This window comes from Nonomuraea fuscirosea (assembly GCF_035917475.1).
Taxonomy (GTDB): Bacteria; Actinomycetota; Actinomycetes; order Streptosporangiales; family Streptosporangiaceae; genus Nonomuraea; species Nonomuraea fuscirosea.
Genome location: NZ_CP109074.1, coordinates 3,325,433 through 3,343,838 on the forward strand (window position 1 = coordinate 3,325,433; position 18,406 = coordinate 3,343,838).

Annotated in this window: 17 protein-coding genes; 11 read left to right on the top strand and 6 right to left on the bottom strand. The window is 73.7% G+C overall.

Going from position 1 to position 18,406, the window contains the following annotated elements; translation table 11 throughout:
• From OIE67_RS14990 to OIE67_RS15010, 5 genes are all read left to right on the top strand, one after another.
• The gene (locus OIE67_RS14990) at positions 1–1,842 is read left to right on the top strand and encodes a serine hydrolase domain-containing protein (protein ID WP_326640629.1); all 1,842 of its coding nucleotides are present in this window, start codon (positions 1–3) and stop codon (positions 1,840–1,842) included.
• A 249-nt stretch (positions 1,843–2,091) separates the two neighbouring features.
• Positions 2,092–3,045: a patatin-like phospholipase family protein gene (locus OIE67_RS14995; protein ID WP_326640631.1), complete on the top strand. Its 954-nt coding sequence runs from the start codon at positions 2,092–2,094 to the stop codon at positions 3,043–3,045.
• A complete protein-coding gene (locus tag OIE67_RS15000) occupies positions 3,042–4,256 on the top strand; it encodes a macrolide family glycosyltransferase (protein ID WP_326640633.1) in 1,215 nt (404 codons plus the stop codon). Before OIE67_RS14995 ends, OIE67_RS15000 begins: the two co-directional genes overlap by 4 nt.
• Positions 4,257–4,259: 3 nt before the next feature.
• Positions 4,260–4,865 carry a hypothetical protein gene (locus OIE67_RS15005; RefSeq protein WP_326640635.1) on the top strand — a complete coding sequence of 202 codons (606 nt, stop codon included), beginning with the start codon at positions 4,260–4,262 and terminating at the stop codon, positions 4,863–4,865.
• The gene (locus OIE67_RS15010; RefSeq protein ID WP_326640636.1) at positions 4,862–5,818 is read left to right on the top strand and encodes a hypothetical protein; all 957 of its coding nucleotides are present in this window, start codon (positions 4,862–4,864) and stop codon (positions 5,816–5,818) included. Before OIE67_RS15005 ends, OIE67_RS15010 begins: the two co-directional genes overlap by 4 nt.
• On the opposite strand, the gene OIE67_RS15015 is transcribed toward OIE67_RS15010, so the two are convergent.
• The gene (locus tag OIE67_RS15015; RefSeq protein ID WP_326640638.1) at positions 5,760–7,358 is read right to left on the bottom strand and encodes a glycoside hydrolase family 31 protein; all 1,599 of its coding nucleotides are present in this window, start codon (positions 7,356–7,358) and stop codon (positions 5,760–5,762) included. The two genes, OIE67_RS15010 and OIE67_RS15015, sit on opposite strands and share 59 nt — an antisense overlap.
• A 173-nt stretch (positions 7,359–7,531) precedes the next feature.
• On the opposite strand from OIE67_RS15015, the gene OIE67_RS15020 reads away from it, so the two are divergent.
• Both OIE67_RS15020 and OIE67_RS15025 read left to right on the top strand, forming a co-directional pair.
• Positions 7,532–8,104, top strand: a complete 573-nt coding sequence (locus OIE67_RS15020; protein ID WP_326640640.1) for an ArsR/SmtB family transcription factor — start codon at positions 7,532–7,534, stop codon at positions 8,102–8,104.
• Complete coding sequence (locus OIE67_RS15025) at positions 8,101–9,423, top strand: MFS transporter (RefSeq protein ID WP_326640642.1); 1,323 nt, start codon at positions 8,101–8,103, stop codon at positions 9,421–9,423. The genes OIE67_RS15020 and OIE67_RS15025 overlap by 4 nt, the downstream gene beginning before the upstream one ends.
• On the opposite strand, the gene OIE67_RS15030 is transcribed toward OIE67_RS15025, so the two are convergent.
• The 3 genes from OIE67_RS15030 to OIE67_RS15040 form a co-directional block, all read right to left on the bottom strand.
• Positions 9,413–11,041, bottom strand: coding sequence for a hydantoinase B/oxoprolinase family protein (locus OIE67_RS15030; RefSeq protein WP_326640643.1), 1,629 nt, complete (start codon positions 11,039–11,041; stop codon positions 9,413–9,415). The genes OIE67_RS15025 and OIE67_RS15030 overlap by 11 nt on opposite strands.
• Complete coding sequence (locus OIE67_RS15035; RefSeq protein ID WP_326640646.1) at positions 11,038–13,062, bottom strand: hydantoinase/oxoprolinase family protein; 2,025 nt, start codon at positions 13,060–13,062, stop codon at positions 11,038–11,040. Before OIE67_RS15035 ends, OIE67_RS15030 begins: the two co-directional genes overlap by 4 nt.
• 110 nt (positions 13,063–13,172) lie before the next feature.
• Positions 13,173–13,502, bottom strand: coding sequence for a hypothetical protein (locus OIE67_RS15040; RefSeq protein WP_326640648.1), 330 nt, complete (start codon positions 13,500–13,502; stop codon positions 13,173–13,175).
• A gap of 81 nt (positions 13,503–13,583) precedes the next feature.
• On the opposite strand from OIE67_RS15040, the gene OIE67_RS15045 reads away from it, so the two are divergent.
• Positions 13,584–14,204, top strand: a complete 621-nt coding sequence (locus OIE67_RS15045; protein ID WP_326640650.1) for a YigZ family protein — start codon at positions 13,584–13,586, stop codon at positions 14,202–14,204.
• A 114-nt stretch (positions 14,205–14,318) separates the two neighbouring features.
• On the opposite strand, the gene OIE67_RS15050 is transcribed toward OIE67_RS15045, so the two are convergent.
• Positions 14,319–15,548: an isochorismate synthase gene (locus OIE67_RS15050; RefSeq protein ID WP_326640652.1), complete on the bottom strand. Its 1,230-nt coding sequence runs from the start codon at positions 15,546–15,548 to the stop codon at positions 14,319–14,321.
• Between the two features lie 218 nt (positions 15,549–15,766).
• Here OIE67_RS15050 and OIE67_RS15055 point away from each other — a divergent pair, with 218 nt between their 5' ends.
• A complete protein-coding gene (locus tag OIE67_RS15055) occupies positions 15,767–16,603 on the top strand; it encodes a GDSL-type esterase/lipase family protein (RefSeq protein ID WP_326640654.1) in 837 nt (278 codons plus the stop codon).
• Between the two features lie 10 nt (positions 16,604–16,613).
• Here OIE67_RS15055 and OIE67_RS15060 read toward each other — a convergent pair whose 3' ends face one another.
• Positions 16,614–17,327 carry an HNH endonuclease family protein gene (locus OIE67_RS15060; protein WP_326640656.1) on the bottom strand — a complete coding sequence of 238 codons (714 nt, stop codon included), beginning with the start codon at positions 17,325–17,327 and terminating at the stop codon, positions 16,614–16,616.
• 230 nt (positions 17,328–17,557) lie between these two features.
• Here OIE67_RS15060 and crcB (OIE67_RS15065) point away from each other — a divergent pair, with 230 nt between their 5' ends.
• Positions 17,558–18,025, top strand: coding sequence for a fluoride efflux transporter CrcB (gene crcB / locus OIE67_RS15065; protein ID WP_326640658.1), 468 nt, complete (start codon positions 17,558–17,560; stop codon positions 18,023–18,025).
• A complete protein-coding gene (gene crcB / locus OIE67_RS15070) occupies positions 18,022–18,381 on the top strand; it encodes a fluoride efflux transporter CrcB (protein WP_106251885.1) in 360 nt (119 codons plus the stop codon). The genes crcB (OIE67_RS15065) and crcB (OIE67_RS15070) overlap by 4 nt, the downstream gene beginning before the upstream one ends.
• Positions 18,382–18,406: the final 25 nt, after the last annotated feature.

The following is an 18,406-nucleotide window of genomic DNA, read 5'->3' on the forward strand; positions in this document are numbered from 1 at the left end:
ATGCACCGCAGACGTTTCCTGGCCCTCGCGGGCGCCGCCGGCCTCAGCGCCGCGACCGGACACGTCACCCCCGCCCAGGCCGCGAGCTTCCCCTGTCACGACGCCGGCATCCCCGCCGAGGCGCACACCAAGCTGGGCGAACTGGCCCCGTACGGTGTCACCGCGCTCGCGTTCACCCCCTCGGGCGGCTGGGTCGTGGTCACCCAGGACGGCCGCTACTTCGCCCGCGGCGTCCCCGACGCCTGCTTCACCGAGCTCGGCGCGCTCGCCGCCGCCGGCCGGAAGGTCCACTGTGTGGCCTTCCCGCCCGAGGGCGGCGACCGCTGGGTGATCACCACCGACCGTGGCGTGACCGCGCGCGGTGTCCCCGCGGCGTGCGAGCAGCGCATCGACGCCTTCTATGAGGCCGGCCAGCAGGTCGTGGACGTCGCCTTCCCGCCGGCCGGAGGCGACCGCTGGGTGGTGACCGCCTCCGCCGGCTATCACGCCAAGGGCGTGGACGACGAGTGCTACCAGATGCTGCGCAACCTCACCCAGGGCGGCCGCCGCATCACCCGCGTCGCCTTCCCCCGCGCCGGTGGCTGGGCGGTCGTGGCGCAGGACGAGTTCCACGCCCGAGGCGTTCCCGACGCGTGCTTCGACCGGATGAACACCCTGGCCGACGGTGGCTGGCAGGTGCACAACGTGGCCTTCGCCCCGTCCGGCGGGTGGGCGCTGGCCTCACGCGGCAAGGTGCCCGCGCTGCCCGCCGACAAGGCGCGCCAGGTCGAGAACGCGGTCGGCGGGTCGACGATCTGGCAGCGGATGAGCGCGTACAAGACGCCGGGGGTGGCCATCGCGGTGGTCACCGGCAACAAGATCGCCTGGTCGACCGGATACGGTCGGCTGGAGGCGGGCGGCTCGGGCGCGGCCCATCCCGAGAGCGCGTTCCAGGCCGCGTCGATCAGCAAGGCCGTCACCGCGATCGGCGTCCTGCGCCTGCTCCAGACACGCAAGATCGCGCTCGGCGCCGACGTCCGCCCCTACCTCGGCTGGACCCTGCCCCGCCGCTCCTGCGTCACCTCCACGGAGGCGCCCACGATCGACCGGCTGCTGACCCACCGGGCGGGCGTGATCGGGCGCGGCTCCACCACCCCGGCCGGCGCCTGCACCGGGTTCGACGCGGGCGGCGGCGGCTTCCCCGGGTACGGCCCCGACGCGACCGTTCCCACACTGCTGCAGGTCATGAACGGCGCGGGCAACACGCAGAAGATCGAGCTGACCACCACGCCGGGCGCCGAATACCACTACTCGGGCGCCGGTTTCGTGCTGCTGCAGCGGATGGTGGAGCAGCAGAGCGGCATGACGCTGGCCCAGTACATGCAGCAGGAGGTGCTGGCCCCGCTCGGCATGACCACCAGCTCGTACGCGCTCGCCCCCGCCTTCGAACTGGCCGCCGGCCACACCACCACCGGCACGGTGATCCCCGGCAGACGCAACCGCTACCCGGAGTCGGCCGCCGCCGGCCTCTACACCAACGTGCTCGACCTGTGCCGCATGGTGTCCTGGATCAACCGGGCCTACACCGCCTCCGGCGACATCACCGGACCGCTCAGCAGGACCTCGGTCCGTACGCTGCTCAGCCAGGGACCCCAGCCCGGCATGGGCCGCGGCCTGTTCATCGCCGGCGCGGGCACCGACCGCTTCTCCTACAACCACGACGGCTCCAACTACGGTTTCAAATCCCTGTTCACCGGTTACCCGCGGCTCGGCGCCGGCTTCGCCATCCTGGCCAACGGCAGCAGCACGAGTCTGGTCACCGAGATCGCCGCCGCGGTCAAGAAGGTGTACGGCTGGCCCTGACCGGCCCAGGGATCCGGCTCCGGGCCGGCCGGCCTGTTCCGTCCGGCCCCCCGCGAGTGACGAGTCACACTCTCCGATTAGTTACGAACGCGACGGTATCATGTGATACTAACGGTAGAAGCCGCCGGCGGGACCGGACTCGATCACCACGGCCGGCGGCGGCACGGATCTCTCGCGGCCGCCCGGTCCAGGCCGAGGAACGGACCTGATCCGGCGCTCGTCGGGCGCCGCGGTGAGAGAGGGCGGACCATGACCATCACCTGTCGCCGGGCTCAGCCTCCCCGGCTCACGGCCCCGCCCGCCCTGGAGACGACCTCGGCGACGGCGGGCCTGCGCGCCCTGCCCCGCCCCGTGGCGGTCGTGGTCGGCGGCGGGGGAGTGCTCGGAGCCGCGCAGGTCGGCGTCGGGTACGCCCTGGAGCAGCGCGGCTTCGTACCGGACCTGATCGTCGGGACCTCGGTCGGCGCGCTCAACGGAGCCATCGCCGCCGCCCACCCCGGGCAGGCCGCACCCTGGCTGGCCCGGGTGTGGACCCACGTCCGCCGCCGCGAGGTGTTCCCGCTCGGCTCCCTGCCCACCCGCGCCGGCCTGCTCACCGACCGCGGCCTGCGCCGGCTGATCGCCAGGGCCGGGCTGCCCGCGCGGATCGAGCAACTGGCGCTGCCCTTCACCGCGGTGGCCATGGACCTGGCCACCGGCGAGCAGGCGCTGCTCGACCACGGCGACCTCGAGACCGCGCTGCTGGCCAGCGCCGCCATCCCGGGCATCCTGCCGCCGGTCGATCGCGCGGGCCGCCGGCTCGTGGACGGCGGCGTGGTGGCCTTCGTCCCGGTACGGGCGGCGCTCCAGGCCGGGGCGGCCAGCGTGGTCGTGCTGTCGACCGGGCCGGAGAGCGGGGCGCCGCGCGCCGTCGTCCCGCCCCGGTGGGCCGGCGCCGTCGCGGCCAGGGCCGGCCAGTTGCTGCTGCGCCATCAGATCGAGCGCGACCTGCACGAGGTGTCGCGCCGGATCCCCACCGTCGTGGTGCCGACCGGCATCGAGACCTGGCCGGCCCCGTGGGACTTCGGCCAGGCCGAGCGGCTGATCGGCACCGCGTCCGCCGAGGCGGGCCGCTTCCTCGACGGGCTGCGCGTCAACGGGCCCGGCCTCTACCGCGCCGGAGCCGCCACCTCCACCCCTTCCGCCTCGGGAGCCGCCCGATGAGCACCATCGCGTTCCTGAACATCGCCCTGCACGGCCACGTCAACCCGACTCTGCCGCTCGCCGCCGAGCTCGTCCGCCGGGGTCACCGCGTCACCTATCACACCTCGCCCGCGTTCGCGGAGGAGATCGAGGCCACCGGCGCGACCGTGCGTCTCTATCCCGGCGGCGACCAGCCGCTGCCCGACCCGCCGCTGCCGATCACGATGCTGGACGCGCTCGCCCGTGCCTGCGCCGGCCTGCTGCCCGCCGTGCTCGCCGACCTGCGCGGCATCGGGCCCGACCTGATCGTGCACGGCTCCGCCTGCCCGTGGGGCGCGGTCGCCGCCCGCGAGCTCCGGGTGCCGGCCGCGGCGTTGTTCACCACGTTCGCGTTCGACCGGAACACGCCGAGCCCCACCCGCGGCTCGGCGGACCTGCTGGCCTCCGCGCTGGCCAACCCCGGCGTCGCGCTGGGGTTCCTGCGCTCGCGGTGGGCGCTGCACCGCCGCCATCGGACGCGCGGGCTGCCGCTGCTCGACCTGGCGAACGTACGCGAGCCGCTCAACCTGGTCTTCACCTCCCGCGCGTTCCAGCCCGGCGCCCACGGCTTCGACCCGTCGTACCGGTTCGTCGGCCCGAGCGTCGGCGCGCGGCCCCTCGACCCGTCGTTCCCGGCCGACACCCTGCGGGCTCCCGTCTTGTACGCCTCGCTGGGCACGGTGTTCAACGCCGGCCCGCGGCTGCTGCGGACGTTCGCCGACGCGCTGGCACCGCTGGGCGGCACCGTGGTCGTCTCCACCGGAGCGGTCGATCCGGCCGCGCTGGGCCAGCTGCCGGGCAACGTGCTGGCCCGGCGCTTCGTCCCGCAACCGGAGGTGCTGGAGCGCGCCGCGCTGTTCGTCACGCACGGCGGGATGAACAGCGTGAACGAGGCCATGTACGCCGGGGTGCCGATGCTGCTGGTCCCGCAGGGGGCCGACCAGCCGCTCGTGGCCCGGCGGGTGGTCGAGCTGGGGGCCGGACTGTCACTCCGTACCGGGGAGGCCACCGCGGGCACCGTGCAGGCCCTGGCCCGCCGCCTGCTCGGCGAGCCCCGCTTCCGCGAGTCGGCGGCCGCCCTGCGGGTGGCCCAGCACGAGGCCGGCGGCTACCTGCGCGCCGCCGACGAGATCGAGCGCCATCTGCGGCCGGCCGCCGGACCGGTTCCGGTGGGCGCGCGGCGGGAGCGCTGAGCGATGTCACCCGCCGTCGCCGTCCTGCTGCTGCTGGCCGGGCTGTCGGAGGCCGCCGGCCGCCTGCTGCCCTTGCTGGCCCGCCGGACCGGCGCGTCCAGACCCGGCGCATGGAGTCCCGGTACGCCGGGACCTCTCGGCCCGCCGAGACCCAGCGCGTCGAGACCTGGCACGTCGAGTGCCGGCACGCTGAGCCCTCTCGGCCCGTCGAGGCCCGGCACGTCGAGGCCCGGCGCGGTCCTGCTGCTGTTGACCGGGGCCGTCGTGGAGGGCTCCGTGTTCGCGCTCTGGCCCCTGACCGCCTCGGCCCTGGCCGGCCTGACGCAGCCCGCACCCCCGCCGGCCACCACCACACTGACCTGGACCCCGGCGCTGGCGGCCCCGCTCCTGCTCGCCGCCGTCCTCGCGTTCCCGCTGCTCGGCCCCCTGCTGCACCTGCTGCTCTTCGCCGCCGTCGGGGCCAGCCTGGTCGCCCCGCTCGCGGCCCTGACGGACCTGGGCTGGTGGACCGCCGCCGGCTGCGTGGCCGTCGCGGGAGTCGGGCTCGGCCTCGCCGTCGAAGCGGTCAGGCGCCTCGTGGCGTGGATCAGCAGGGAGGTGCCCGCATGATCGAGTTCCCGTTCCTCGTCCTGGTGTTCGGCGCGGTGCTGCTCGCCGAGGCCCTGCTCGCCCGGCACGAGGTGATGGCGTACACCGCCGGCTGGCGGAGACCCGGCTGCGAGCTCCCGTACGGCATGCCCCACGCCAGAGGCGCGGACCCCGACCGGCCGCCGGACGCCTACCTCGTCTACCTGGACGGCATCGGCAAACGCCGCTTCCACGACACGCGCGACGGCGGCCGGCTGGTCAAGGCCCTGATCGCCGGGGCGCCGGCGCTGCGGGTGCTGGGCCAGGTGCAGCCGTACTCGCCGCTGGCCGCCCCGCTCGCCGACCGCCCCCTGTGGGCGTGGCTGCGCCGCCGCGCCGGGCTGCTGCTGTTCCTGCACAACGTCATGCAGATCTTCGTCGCGGCCGACCACCGCTACCGCCCGCTGTACAACCGCGCCGTCGGCGGCCAGATCGCCGACCAGTTGCGCCTGGCGGGTTACCGGCCCGGCAGCGGCGTCCCCGTGGTGCTGCTCAGCTACAGCGGCGGCGCGCAGGTCGCCACCGGCGCGGTCGAGGAACTGCACGCCCGGCTGCGTCCCCCGCTCCTGCTGATCACCCTCGGCGGCTTCCACAACGGCGCCAACGACCTCACCCACGCCCGCCACCTGCACCGGCTCACCAGCGGCGGAGACTGGATCGAACGGGTCTGCACGTGGATCTTCCCCCAGCGCTGGCGGCTGTTCCACCGCAGCGGCTGGCACGCGGCCGTCCGCGCGGGCAAGATCACCGTGCACCGGCTCGACCCGGCCACCCACCTCGGACGGCGCAGTTACATCAGCCCGGCGGCCCTGTTGCCCGACGGCCGCAGCCATCTCGACCACACCGCCGACACCGTGATCGGCCTCATCCGGGACTTCACCCCTCGGCCAGGCGTTCGAACCGGGGGATTCGAGACAGATCACACGGCACCGTGACCCGGGCCGGCCCCTCGACCACGGCGCCGTCGTCGCCGCGCCAGCGCCCCGGCGGCAGGGCGACGATCCGCTCGGTGGCGCCCTGCGCCGTCACGGGTGCCACGACGAGGTCGGGGCCGAGGAAGAACTGGTCGGTCACGTCGTCCAGCCCGCTCGCGTGATACGCCATCGGGCGCACGATCGGCTCGCCGGTCTTCGCAGCCTCGTCCACGAGCCCGAGGATGAGCGGCAGCACGGACTCCCGGACGGCGAGCGCGGCACGTACCGCGGCGAGGTGCTCGTCGTCCAGGACACGCACGGGCAGGACCGAGAACTGCATCATGGGGCTGAGCGCGGCGATCTGGGCGTACCGGACGAAGAACTCCTGGTCGACCGCGCTCTGCCCGCCGACGGAGCCGATCTCGCCGCCGCCGATCATGTCCGGGCAGACGAACGGATAGCCGATCATGCCCTGGGCCAGCATCTCGGGAACGAGCGACTCGATCCCGGCCGGGCCCCACAGGGCCGGCTTGTCCTGCAGCCGCTGCCCGAGCGGCTGTCCGCCCATCCGCCAGCAGGCGCGGAACTCGTTGAACGGATACCGCAGCCCCACCCGCGCCCACGCCTCGCACAGATCGACCGGCTCGGCCGGAGCGGCGGTGAGGTCGTCGGCCCGGTAGTCGCGGACGTCCCCGGCGTCGAACTTGAACCCGTCCACGCCGGTCTCCTCGACGAGGGCGTCGAGCTGGTCCGTCATCCACCGGACGGCGGCCGGGTCGGTGAGGTCGAGGGTGGCGCTGAACCCGTTCCACCAGCGGCGGATCGCGGTCTCGCCGGTCCGGTCCCGCAGGAGCAGGCCGCGCCCTTCCGCCTCGCGGAAGGCGGCGGAGTCGGGGCTGACGAACGGGACCACCCACAACATCACCCGGCAGCCCCACGCGTGCAACTGCTCGATCATCGCCGCCGGGTCGGGGAAACGGGCACGGTCGAACCGCCAGGTGCCGTAGTCGCACGCCCACGAGTCGTCGATCAGCACCACGCCCGGCGGCATCCCGCTCTCCAGCAGGTCACGGGCGAACCGCAGGACGGTCTCCTGCGTGGGCGTGTACGGGTGCTCGATCCACGTGTTGTACTGCGGCCCGGAGAACAACTCCCGCGCGGGAGCACGCCCGGACGGCGGAAAGAACCGGCGCGAGGCCGCCAGGAACGCCTCCCGCAACGCCCCACCACCCCGGCCGACCAGGACGTCCCGCCCCGACAACCGCAGCAGGCCGTCCTCGAACGCGAACGCGAAGGGCCACTCCGACCAGACCACCCGCCCACGCGTCGACACCAGCACCGGCCCGCTCTGATTGGACGGCGCGGCGTCGCGCGACCCGTGCCCCCGGGGCGAGCCGAGATCACGGGCGAACGCCCCCGTCCCGAACGGCATCGACAGCCCGTCCTCGGCGGCGCCGCCCCACCACCCCTCACCGTCCTCCAGCACCAGCTCCAGCTCATCCCCTGACAACTCCGTGAACGACCCGGCCAGCGGACCGGACTCAGGGCGGGAGATCGTCATCAGCACCTCTTCTGCAGGCGGGCGGCCGTACGCGACCCGCGTCGTTCGCGCGGCGCCGACGTTAGCGGACGCCCCCGGCGGCCACGGCAACCGACCCCTCCCCACCACGATCGCAAACACTTCTTCGCGAAGAACTCTTTGCGAAGAAGTGTTTGCAGTTTAGAGTCGGGTGCATGAGTGATCCCGACAGGAGCGTCGTCGTCCTCGACGCCAAGGGCCTGCGGGCCCTGGCCCATCCCGTACGCGTGCAGCTCGTCGATCTGCTGCGCAAGCACGGTCCGTCCACCGCCACCCGGCTGGCCGAGCGGCTCGGCGTGAACTCCGGGACGGCCAGTTACCACCTGCGCAGGCTCGGCGCGGCCGGGTTCGTGGAGGAGGACGCCGAGCGGGGCAACGCGCGGGAGCGGTGGTGGCGGTCGGTGCACCAGATCACCCGCCTGTCCGACGAGGAGCTGGCCAGGACGGAGCCGGAGGCGGTGCTGGCGTACATGCAGTCCATCGTGGCCCTGTACGGGCTGCGCGCCCAGCGGGCGGTGAACGAGATGCTGACCATGCCGGGGGCGTGGGGGAGCGTGCTCGACCTGAGCTCGTTCGCGCTGCGGCTGACGCCGGAGGAGGGGCTGCGGCTGCGGGGCGAGCTGGAAGAGGTGATCGCGCGCTACCGGCGTGACCTGCCCGGGGAGGACGGGCCCGAGGGATCGGCGCGGGTGTCGGTCATCACCCAGGTTCTGCCGGAACCGTCGTGACCGGCGGGCGGTTCCGGCCGCTGGCCGGGGTGCTGGCGGCCACGGCGGTGGCGCTGACCGGGACGCGGGTGTCGGCCATCGCCCTGCCCTGGTACGTGCTGGTCACCACCGGGAGCGCGGCCTGGACCGGGGTGGTGGCGTTCGCCGAGATGGTCCCGTACGTGCTGGTCAAGGCGTTGACCGGGCCGCTGGTCGACCGCGTGGGCCCGCGCCGGATCTCGCTGGCCGCCGACGTGGTGAGCGCGGTGGCGGCCGGGGCCGTCGTGCTGCTGGACGCGCTGGGCGCGCTGCCGATGGGCGCGCTGATCGCCCTCGTGGTGGTGATCGGCGCCGGGCGCGGGCCGGGGGACCTGGCCAAGGAGATCATGATCCCTGAGGCGGCCGGGCGGGCGGGGATGCCGCTGGAGCGGGCCACGGGGCTGATGGGGGTGACCGAGCGGCTGGCGCAGACCGTGGGGCCGGCCGCAGGGGGAGCGGTGGTCGGGCTGTTCGGGGCGCTGCCGAGCCTGGGGCTGAGCGCGGTCCTCTTCGCGCTCGGGTCGATGGTGGTGGGGCTGGCGTTGCCGAGGGGGATGGGGCACAGCGCCGGTACGCCCGGGCCCGCTACCGGGAGCGACGAGGGGTACTGGCGGCGCTTCGGGGAGGGGATGGCGTTTCTGCGGGGCGAGCCGCTGCTGCTCACCGTGATCGCCATGGTCTGCGTGACGAACCTGCTCGACGCCGCGTTCGGGCAGGTGCTCGGCCCGGTGTGGGCGAAGGAGAGCGGGCACGGGCCCGTCCTGCTCGGGTTGTGCGGCAGCGTGATGGGCCTGACGGCGGTCGGCGGGAGCCTGGTCGCGGCGGCGGTGGCGCACCGGTTGCCGCGCCGGCCGGTGCTCTTCGTGGCGTTCCTGGTCGCGGGGCCGCCGAGGTTCCTCCTCCTGGCCTTCGACCTGCCCGTGGTGGCGATCGTGGCGGTGTTCGCGGTGGGCGGGTTCTGCGGCGGGTTCCTCAACCCGATCCTGGGGGCGGTCTCGTTCGAGCGGGTGCCGCGCCACCTGCTGGGCCGGGTGGGCGGGCTGCAGACCTCGCTCTCGTACGTCGGCGTCCCGCTGGGCGGGCTGCTGGCCGGGGCAGCGGTGACGGTGGCGGGGCTGGCCCCGGTACTGCTGGCCTGCGGGGCCGCCTACGTGCTCGCCCTCGGCCTGACCGGCCTGCGCCCGGAGTGGCGGGAGATGGACCGCCTCCGCGCCCGCCCCGCCTCGGACGGCCCCGCCTCGGACGGCCCCGCCTCGGACGGGAGTGCCGGAGTCGAGGGGCGGGTCGGGGTCAGGGAGTGATCAGGCCCTGGGCCAGGTCGGCCGCCGTGGCCTCGGGGGAGCGGTGTTCGGGCGGGCCGTAGCCGCCGCCCCCGCCCGACTCGCACCGCAGCACGTCCCCCGCCCGTACGGGCAAAGCGTTCACCTTGAGCATCTCCCGCGCCCCGTCCGTGCCGGGGTTGAGCGTGACCCGCGGCGGAGCGCCCGCCGCGCCGCCCGCCAGCCCCCACGCCGGGGTGACCGACCGTTCGAACCAGAGCGACAGCGACGTGTCGCCGCAGAACTCGTACTCGCGCACCACTCCGTCGCCGCCGCGCCACGTCCCGGCCCCGCCGGTGCCTGGACGCACCTCGTAACGGGTGACGCGCACGGGGAACAGCGTCTCCAGCACCTCGATCGGCATGTCCCGCAGTGACCCGTTGACGTTGTTGATCAGGCAGCTCTCGCCGTCGCCGCCCTCCCACGCACCCCACCCGCCGACCGTGGCCTCCTGGGAGACGTACAACTTCCCGGTACGCGGATCCGTCCCGGTGAACTGCACGATCATCGAGTCCCCGTACGAGGCCGCGGCCGCCTTGTCCGGCAGCACCGGCGCCAGCGCCTTGACCACCAGGTCGATGAGCAGCCCCAGATGCGAGTAGTAGTACTGGCAGGCGGCCGGCGACTCGGCGGCCAGCATCGAGCCGGGGCGCGTCAGCACCGACAGCGGCCGGAACGAGCCCCCGTTGAGCGGCACCTCGCCGGACACCAGCAGCTTGTAGCCGACCCGCACCGCGGCCACCGCCTGCGCCGCCCCGCAGTTGACCGGCCCGAGCGCCTGGTCGGCGCAGCCGGTCAGGTCGACGTGCATCGACTCGCCCGACACCGTGACGCGCACGGTCACCGGCAGCGGGGTGTCCAGGTCGATGCCGTCGTTGTCGAGATGGCCGGACGCCTCGTAGACGCCGTCGGGGATGGCCGCGACGGCCGCCCGCTCCATGCGCTCGGTCTGGGCGAAGATCTCGTCACGGGCGGCCGTCACCGTCTCCAGGCCCCAGCGGCCGACGATCTCGCGCAGCCGCCGCTGCCCGGTCATGGCGCAGCTCACCTGGGCGCGCAGGTCGCCGAGCGTGGCGTGCGGGAAGCGCACGTTGCGCGCGATCACCTCGTGCAGGTCGCGGCAGGGCGCGCCGCCCGCGTACACCTTCACCGGGCCCATCCGCAGGCCCTCCTGGAAGATCGAGGTGGAGTCCATCGAGCCGCCGGGGTCCTTGGAGCCGACGTCCAGCCAGTGCGCCCGCGACGCGGCGAACCCGGCCAGCTCCCCGTCGCAGAAGATCGGCCCGTAGACGGTCACGTCGTTGAGGTGGGTGCCGCCGATGTAGGAGTCGTTGAGCACCCAGACGTCGCCCTCCTGCCAGACCTCCGGCCCGTACAGGCGCTCCGTCTCGCGGGTGCACACCTCAAGGTTGCCCAGGAAGATCGGCAGCCCGGACGACTGCCCGAGCACGTGGTGCTCGCGGTCGAGCAGCGCGACCGCGCAGTCCTTGGCCTCGTAGATGACGGGGGTGTAGGAGCTGCGGATGAGGGTGGTGTTCATGTCCTCCGCCGCCTGCAGCAGCGCGCAGCGGATGATCTCGGTGGTGACGGGGTCGATCACTGGTCCACCTTCACGATGAGAAAGCCGTTGTCGTCCACGGTGACCAGGCAGCCGGGCGGCACGACCGTGGTCGCGGTCTCCTCCACCACGATCGCGGGCCCGGCCAGCTCGCCTTCCAGGGCGGAGCGGCGCAGCACGGGGGTGCGGTGCACGGCGCCGTCGAAGATCACATCCCGTACGTGCGGCTCCGCCTGCTCAGGGGCGCCGGGGGCGGGGGCGGCCGTACGGGGGAACGAGCCGAACCCGGTGCTGCGCAGCATGACGAACTCCACCGGCGCCTCGGGCGTGGCGTGCCCGTACCGGCTGGTGTGCGCCTCGGCGTAGCGGGCCGCGATCTCCGCCGCGAACCCGGGCCCGGCGGGTTCGGCCGCGTCGCGGAGCGGGATGGTGAGCGTGTAGTCCTGGCCCTCGTAACGCATGTCCACGGCGTGCTCCACCCGCCGCCGCCGCTCCGGCACGCCCTGCCCGGCGAGCGCCTCGAACGCGTCCTGCTCCAGTTTCATGAGATTTCCGGACATGTCGGCACCGTCCAGCGTGTCCTGATGCCGGAAGTACGGATGCGTCAGATCCCTGCGCACGTCCGCCTCCAGCATCCCCCACGCCGAGAACGCCCCGGGAAAGCGCGGGACCACCACCTCGGAGATCCCCAGCTCACGCGCGATGAACACCGCGTGCATCGCCCCCGCGCCCCCGAACGCCACCAGCGCGAACTCGCGCGGCTCGACGCCGTGCTCCACCGTCAGCGTCCTGATCGCCTGCGCCATCCTGGCGTTGGCCACGTCGCAGACGCCCTCGGCCAGCCGCAGCGGATCCAGCCCCAGCTCCCCGGCCAGCTCCGCCACCGCGATCCCGGCCGCCTCGGCGTCCAGGGTCATCAGCCCGCCCGCGAACCAGGCCGGATCCACCCGCCCCAGCACCACGTTCGCGTCCGTGACGGTGGCCTGAGTCCCGCCCCGGCCGTAGCAGGCGGGCCCGGGAACGGCCCCCGCCGACTCGGGGCCCACCCGCAGCGCGCCCGCCTCGGCGTAGGCGATGGACCCCCCGCCCGCGCCGATCGTGTGCAGGTTCACGACCGGCATCAGCACCGGATGACCCTCGATGCGCGCCTCCGCGCTGACGTCCGGACGCCCGTTCACGACCAGCGACACGTCGAACGACGTGCCGCCCATGTCCACGCAGATCGCGTTGCCCCGCCCGAGCAGGCGGGCCGCCGCGACCCCGCCCATCGTCCCGCCGACCGGCCCCGACAGCAGCGTCTGCAACGGCCGGCGCATCGCGTACGACGCGTTCACCAGCCCGCCCGACGACTGCATGACGTGCACCGGCACCGCCAGCCCCCGCTCGGCGAAGCGCCGCTCGATCCGGCCCAGATAACGGCGCACCACCGGCCCGGTGTACGCCTCCATCACCGCCGAGGAGGTCCGCTCGTACTCCCGCCACTCCCTGGCCACCTCGTGCGAGAGCACGACCAGCACGTCCTCGCCCAGCTCGGCCCGCAGGATCTCCCCGGCCCGCAGCTCGTGCGCCGGATCGGCGAAGGAGAACAGCAGGCACACCGCCACCGCGTCGAAACCCTCCGCGCGGGCCCGCCGCGCCGCCGCCCGCACCGCCTCCTCGTCCAGCGGTACGAGCTCCCGCCCCCGGTAGTCCAGCCGCCCGCCCGCCTCCATCACGTCCTGGCGCGGCACCAGCGGCGCCGGCTTGCGGTAACGCAGGTCGAACATGCGGTCCCGGTTGCCCCTGGCGATCTGGTAGACGTCCCTGGCCCCCCGGCTCGTCAGCAGCAGCACGCGGGCGCCCTTGCGTTCCAGCAGCGCGTTCAGGCCCTGCGTGGTGCCGTGCACGAAGAACGAGATGGCCGAGGGGTCGGCCACGACCCGCCCGAGCGCGGCGAACACTCCCTCCGCGAGATCCCCCGGCGTGGTGGGCGCCTTCGAGGCGGTGACGGCCCCCGACCGCTCGTCGTAGCAGACGACGTCGGTGAAGGTGCCGCCGATGTCCATGGCGACGCGATAAGTCATGCGCGCCACCGTATGCCGCACCCGATCGGGCCCCGCTGTGCGTCCCGCACAACGCGACCCGCCCCGCAGTGCCGGTCGCAGGGGCCGATCACAGGGGCCGGTCGCAGGAGTCAGTACGACGCCGCGAACCGGGCGTCATCCCCCTCCCGGGGCAGCATCGCCGCGACCTCGCGCCGCAGGAGAGGATCCGCCTGGAACGCCTCCTCGATCGCCAGCCGCAACGCCGTCGGCCCGGCCTCGTCGTCCGGCTTGGCACCCGCCACCCGATCGATCAGGTCTCTGGCCCGGGCGTCGCCGCGCCCGAACACCCGCTGCAGGATGCGCGAGCCGCGGGCGGCGGGTGTGTCGGCGGCCAGCTCGCCGGTCTTGGCCAGCACACCCGTGCCGAAGGCGTCGATCGCCGCCATGACATAGGGCATGACATTATGCGCCGTTTCCATGAGACCCTCCCTAAAGGTCCTGATGGATAGTCGGCATGCTAGCTCCCGGAGTGCCCCCGGCAACGGCATACCCTGTCGAATGTGTCTGCCCCGTACCTCACACTCACGACTGTCGTCGAGCACGAGACCGAGGCGCGGCGCTCGCGCTTCATCTGCGCCGTGGCCCCGGCCCGCACGGTCGAGGAGGCGGCGGCCTTCATCGCCGCCCGCCGCGCCGAGCACGCCGGCGCCACCCACAACTGCACCGCGTACGTGATCGGCGAGCGTGTCCAGAAGGGCGACGACGACGGCGAGCCCGGCGGCACGGCGGGCACGCCCATGGTGCAGGCGCTGGTCGGCCGGGGGTTCAGCGACGTGGTGGCGGTGGTGACGCGCTACTTCGGCGGCACCCTGCTGGGCGCGGGCGGGCTGGTGCGCGCCTACGGCGGGGCGGTGACCGAGACGCTCGACCGGGCCGAGCCCGTCCGGATGGTGCCGGCCAGGCTCGTGCACGTCGCGGTCGCGCACGACCAGGCCGGGCGGGTGGAGAACGACCTGCGCGCCTCCCGCCACGCGGTGCGCGAGGTGACGTACGCGGGGGAGGTCACCTTCGCGGTGGCGGTGGGGCTGGACGAGGTCGCGGCGTTCGCCGACTGGGTGGCCACGCTGACGGCCGGCCGGGCCCGCGTCACGCCGGGCGCCGACCTCCACGTACCCGCCTGACCTGCCTGACCTGCTGATCAGGGGCCTGCTTGATCACGGGCCTGCCTCGTCAGGGGCCTGCTTGATCACGGGCCTGCCTCGTCAGGGGCCCGCTTGATCACGGGCCCGCCCGGCTCAGCCCTCCAGGGCGTACTGCATGACCCGGAACTTCGCCTGCGCCTCGGCCAGCTCGGCCGCCGGATCGGAGTCGCCCATGATGCCGCCCCCCGCGAACAGCCGGGCCCGCCGCCCCTCGACCAGGCCCGAACGCAGCGCGATGCCCCACTCGCCGTCGCCCCTGGCGTCGATCCAGCCCACGGGACCGGCGTAACCGGCCCGGTCCATGCCCTCCAGCTCGCGGATCACCTCGATCGCCGTGGGGGTCGGGGTGCCGCCGACGGCCGCCGTCGGGTGCATGGCCGCCACCACGTCCAGGACCGACGCCCCGTCGGCCAGCCGTCCCGTGACGTGGCTGGCCAGGTGCTGCACGTTCGGCAGGACCAGCAGTTCGGGCTCGTCGGGCGTGGTCAGCGAGGAGCACAGGGGCGACAGCGTCTGGCGTACGGAGGCGATCGCGCACTCGTGCTCGTGCCGGTCCTTCGTCGAGGCCAGCAGCGCCTTCCCGCGGGCGAGGTCGTCGGCCGCGCCGGTGCCGCGCGGCGTCGTCCCGGCCAGCACCAGCGACTCGATCTCCTGCCCCGTACGCCGGATCAGCAGCTCGGGCGTGGCCCCGACCAGCCCCGCGACCGAGAACGTGTAGCACTCGGGATAGCGACGGACCAGGCGGGTCAGCAGCAGCCGCACGTCGATCGGCCGCTCGGCGGTGGCGACCAGGTCGCGGGCCAGCACCACCTTCTCCAGCTCGCCCTCGCGGATGCGCTTGGCGGCGCGGGCCACGACGTGCTCCCACTCGGGCGCGCTCAGGCTGCCGTCGCCGTAGCTGATCCGGCCCGGGTCGCGGATCGGCGTGAACGACTCCAGCGGGGCGTCCCCGATGGTGGTCAGCCAGGCCTGGCCGTCACGGCGGGCCAGCACGGCGCGCGGGACCACGAGGACGGAGCCGTGGGCGTCCTCGTCGAAGGTGAAGCTGCCGAAGGCGACCGCGCCGGAGCCGGGCGCGCCCACGGCGTCGTCGACGTGCGCCTCACCGAGGACGCCGGCCAGCCACCGGCGGGCCCAGGCGAACCGGCCAGGGCCGGGAGGCACGGTCACGCGGGCGGCCTCACCCCATCCGACCAGGCCCTCGCCGTTCCTGATCCAGGCGTAGGGGGCCGTCCTGGGGAGGGAGGCCAGCAGGTCACCGGGGTCGCCGACAAGGGTGGTGCGAACCGGCAGCGGGCGGGTTGTTCCGAGCGCGACACTCACCCAAGACACTCTATGCGGGAACTGAACACGTTCGACTCGGACCCCCGTGAATGCGAGGTTACGGGCAACGAACCAGGAAAAAGCGGGATGCCGTTAGGTATTGGGTATCACCAGATCGCCTATGGCCTGTCAAGCGGGGATATGAAGTCGGTCCTGAACTGGCGGACCTTGCCGTGTAGCCATAGTGGCGGGGTGATCGGCTATCTACCTTGGTGGCCATGATCGTTCGCCTCGGGCCCGCGCTGGCCGCCGCCGTCGTCCTCACCGCCTCGGTCCCGGCCCACGCCGCCGCTCCGGCGGAGCCCGTCCCCGAGATCATGGCCGCGCTCGGCGACTCCATCTCGGCCGGCTTCAACGCCTGCGGCTGGTACGTCTCCTGCACCGCCCGCTCCTGGTCCACCGGCGACCACGCCGCCGTCTCCAGCCACTACCTGCGCCTGTCGAAGCTGTCTGGAACGCTCCAGAAACACAATCTCACCTTCGCCGTCCCCGGTTCCACCAGCGCCGACCTGCTCGGCCAGGTACGCAAGGCGGTGGCCGCCAAGGCCGACTACGTCACGATCCTCATCGGCGCGGTCGACGCCTGCGCCCGCACCGAGCAGGCGATGACCCCGGTGGCCACCTACCGGCGCCGGCTGGACACCGCCCTGGCCGAGCTGCGCGCGGGGCTGCCGCGGGCCAGGGTGTTCGTGGCCAGCATCCCCGACGTGCGGCGGTTGTGGCAGGCCGGGCGCAACAACCCGCTGGCCCGTACGTTCTGGCAGGTCGGCCGCATCTGCCAGAGCCTGCTGGTCCGGCCCACCTCCACCCGTAGAGCCGACACCGAGCGCCGGGCCAGGGTCCGGGCCCGCGTGATCGACTACAACCGGGCGGCGGCCGGGGCGTGTGCCGCGTACGGGCCCGCCTGCCGCACCGACGGGGGAGCGGTCTTCGCCTACCCCTTCACCCTCGACCAGGTCAGCAAGTGGGACTACTTCCACCCCAACACGGCCGGGCAGCGGGTGCTGGCGGAGCAGACCTTCCGGCGCGGCTTCGACTGGATCGACCCGCGATAGCCGCGGCGGCTCAGCGGCACTGGGCCAGCATGGTCTTCTTGTCGGCCGGGGTGACGGGGACGTCGTACTTGAGCGCCACCTGCGCGAACCGGGTGACGTACGCGCACCTGATGCCCCGGCGCGGGGGCAGCCAGCCCGACGGCCCCGAGGCGTCCTTGTGCTCGTTCGCCTCGCCGTCCACGGGCAGCAGGTTGAGCGGGTCGTTGGCGAAGTCCAGCCGCTTCGTCATCGACCAGCGCCGCGACCCCATGCGCCACCCGTAGTTGAGTGGCACCACATGGTCGACCTGCACCTCGGCGGCGTTGTCCTTGTGCCAGTGGATGAGCCGCCCGGTGTAGGGGTCGGTCAGCTCCATCGAGACGACCTCGCAGCTCGACCCCTTGCGGTACTTCACGTTCCGGCCGTCGCGGGCCAGCAGGTCGTCCCGGGTACGGCAGCCGTTGCGCGCGTACGGCACCCCGGTGGCGTCGTCGGCCCAGTTGCCGCCGTACCGGGTGCGCTGGTATCCGGTGTTGGGGCCGAAATCTTTGACGCGCAGGCGTTTGATGAGGCCACGGGCCTCGCGCCTGTCGTCGGGGGAGGTGAGGGGGGCCAGACCCGGCAGCGTGCCGCTGATGTTGCCCAGGGGGCTGGCCGCGGTGGCCGGCGGGGTCTTGGCAGTGCCGATGAACGAGACGATGACGATGGCTCCGGCGAGGACGGCGACCGCGTCCTTGGTGCTCAAGCAGACCTCCGTGAGCTCCAGGTTGTCTAGAGAAATTCCCGGCATCGGCGCTTTTGACACGGGAAGGGTTGTGTGACTGATCATCTCACCGCGACGAGCGGATGGGGCGGGGGAGTGCGTCCGGAGGGGCGGTGGAGAGGCCGGGGGAGTGCGTCGGTGGAGTGCGTCGGGGGAGGTGGCGGACGGGGCTGGGGGAGGGCGTCCGCAGCGGCGGCGGTAGCCTGCGTCGTGTGACTGATCGTCCTGTCGACCCCGATGTCGATCTTCACGTTCCGGCGCAGCGGGCCGAGCCGCTCTTGCCGGTGCTCGCCGTGATCGCCCCCGGCGGCGCGCTCGGGGCGCTGGCCCGCCATGCCGTCCAGACCGCGCTGCCCACCGGCCCGGCCGGCTTCCCGTGGGCGACGTTCCTGGTCAACGTGTCCGGCTGCCTGCTCATCGGGGTGCTCATGGTGCTGATCACGGAGGTCCGCCCGGCCCACCGCCTGGTGCGGCCGTTCCTCGGGGTGGGGGTGCTGGGCGGGTACACGACGTTCTCGACGTACGCGGTGGACGTGCGGCGGGCGGTCGAGGCGGGCGCGCCGCTCACCGGCCTGGCCTACCTGGTGGCCACGATGGCGGCGGCGGTGGCCGCGGTGGCGGCCGGCATGTGGCTGACCCGCCGCGCCGCCGGCCTCGTACCCGGGAACGGTGCCCGATGACGCTCGTGCTGATCGTGCTGGGAGCCGCGGTCGGAGCGCCGCTGCGGTACGTGGCGGACCGGGCGGTGCAGGCGCGGCACGACACGGTCTTCCCCTGGGGGACCCTCGCCGTGAACGTGAGCGGGTCGGCGGTGCTGGGGTTCCTGGCGGCACTGCCGCTGGGTGACGGGGTGATGGCGCTGGCGGGCACGGGGTTCTGCGGGGCGCTGACGACGTACTCGACGCTGGGGTACGAGACGGTGCGGCTGATGGAGGAAGGGGCGCGCTTCCACGCGGTCGCCAACGCGGTGGCCAGCGTGGTGGCCGGGCTCGGCGCGGCCTTCTGCGGCGCCGCCCTCGCCCAGGCCCTGCTCTGAACGGCCCCCGCTCTGAACGGTCCCC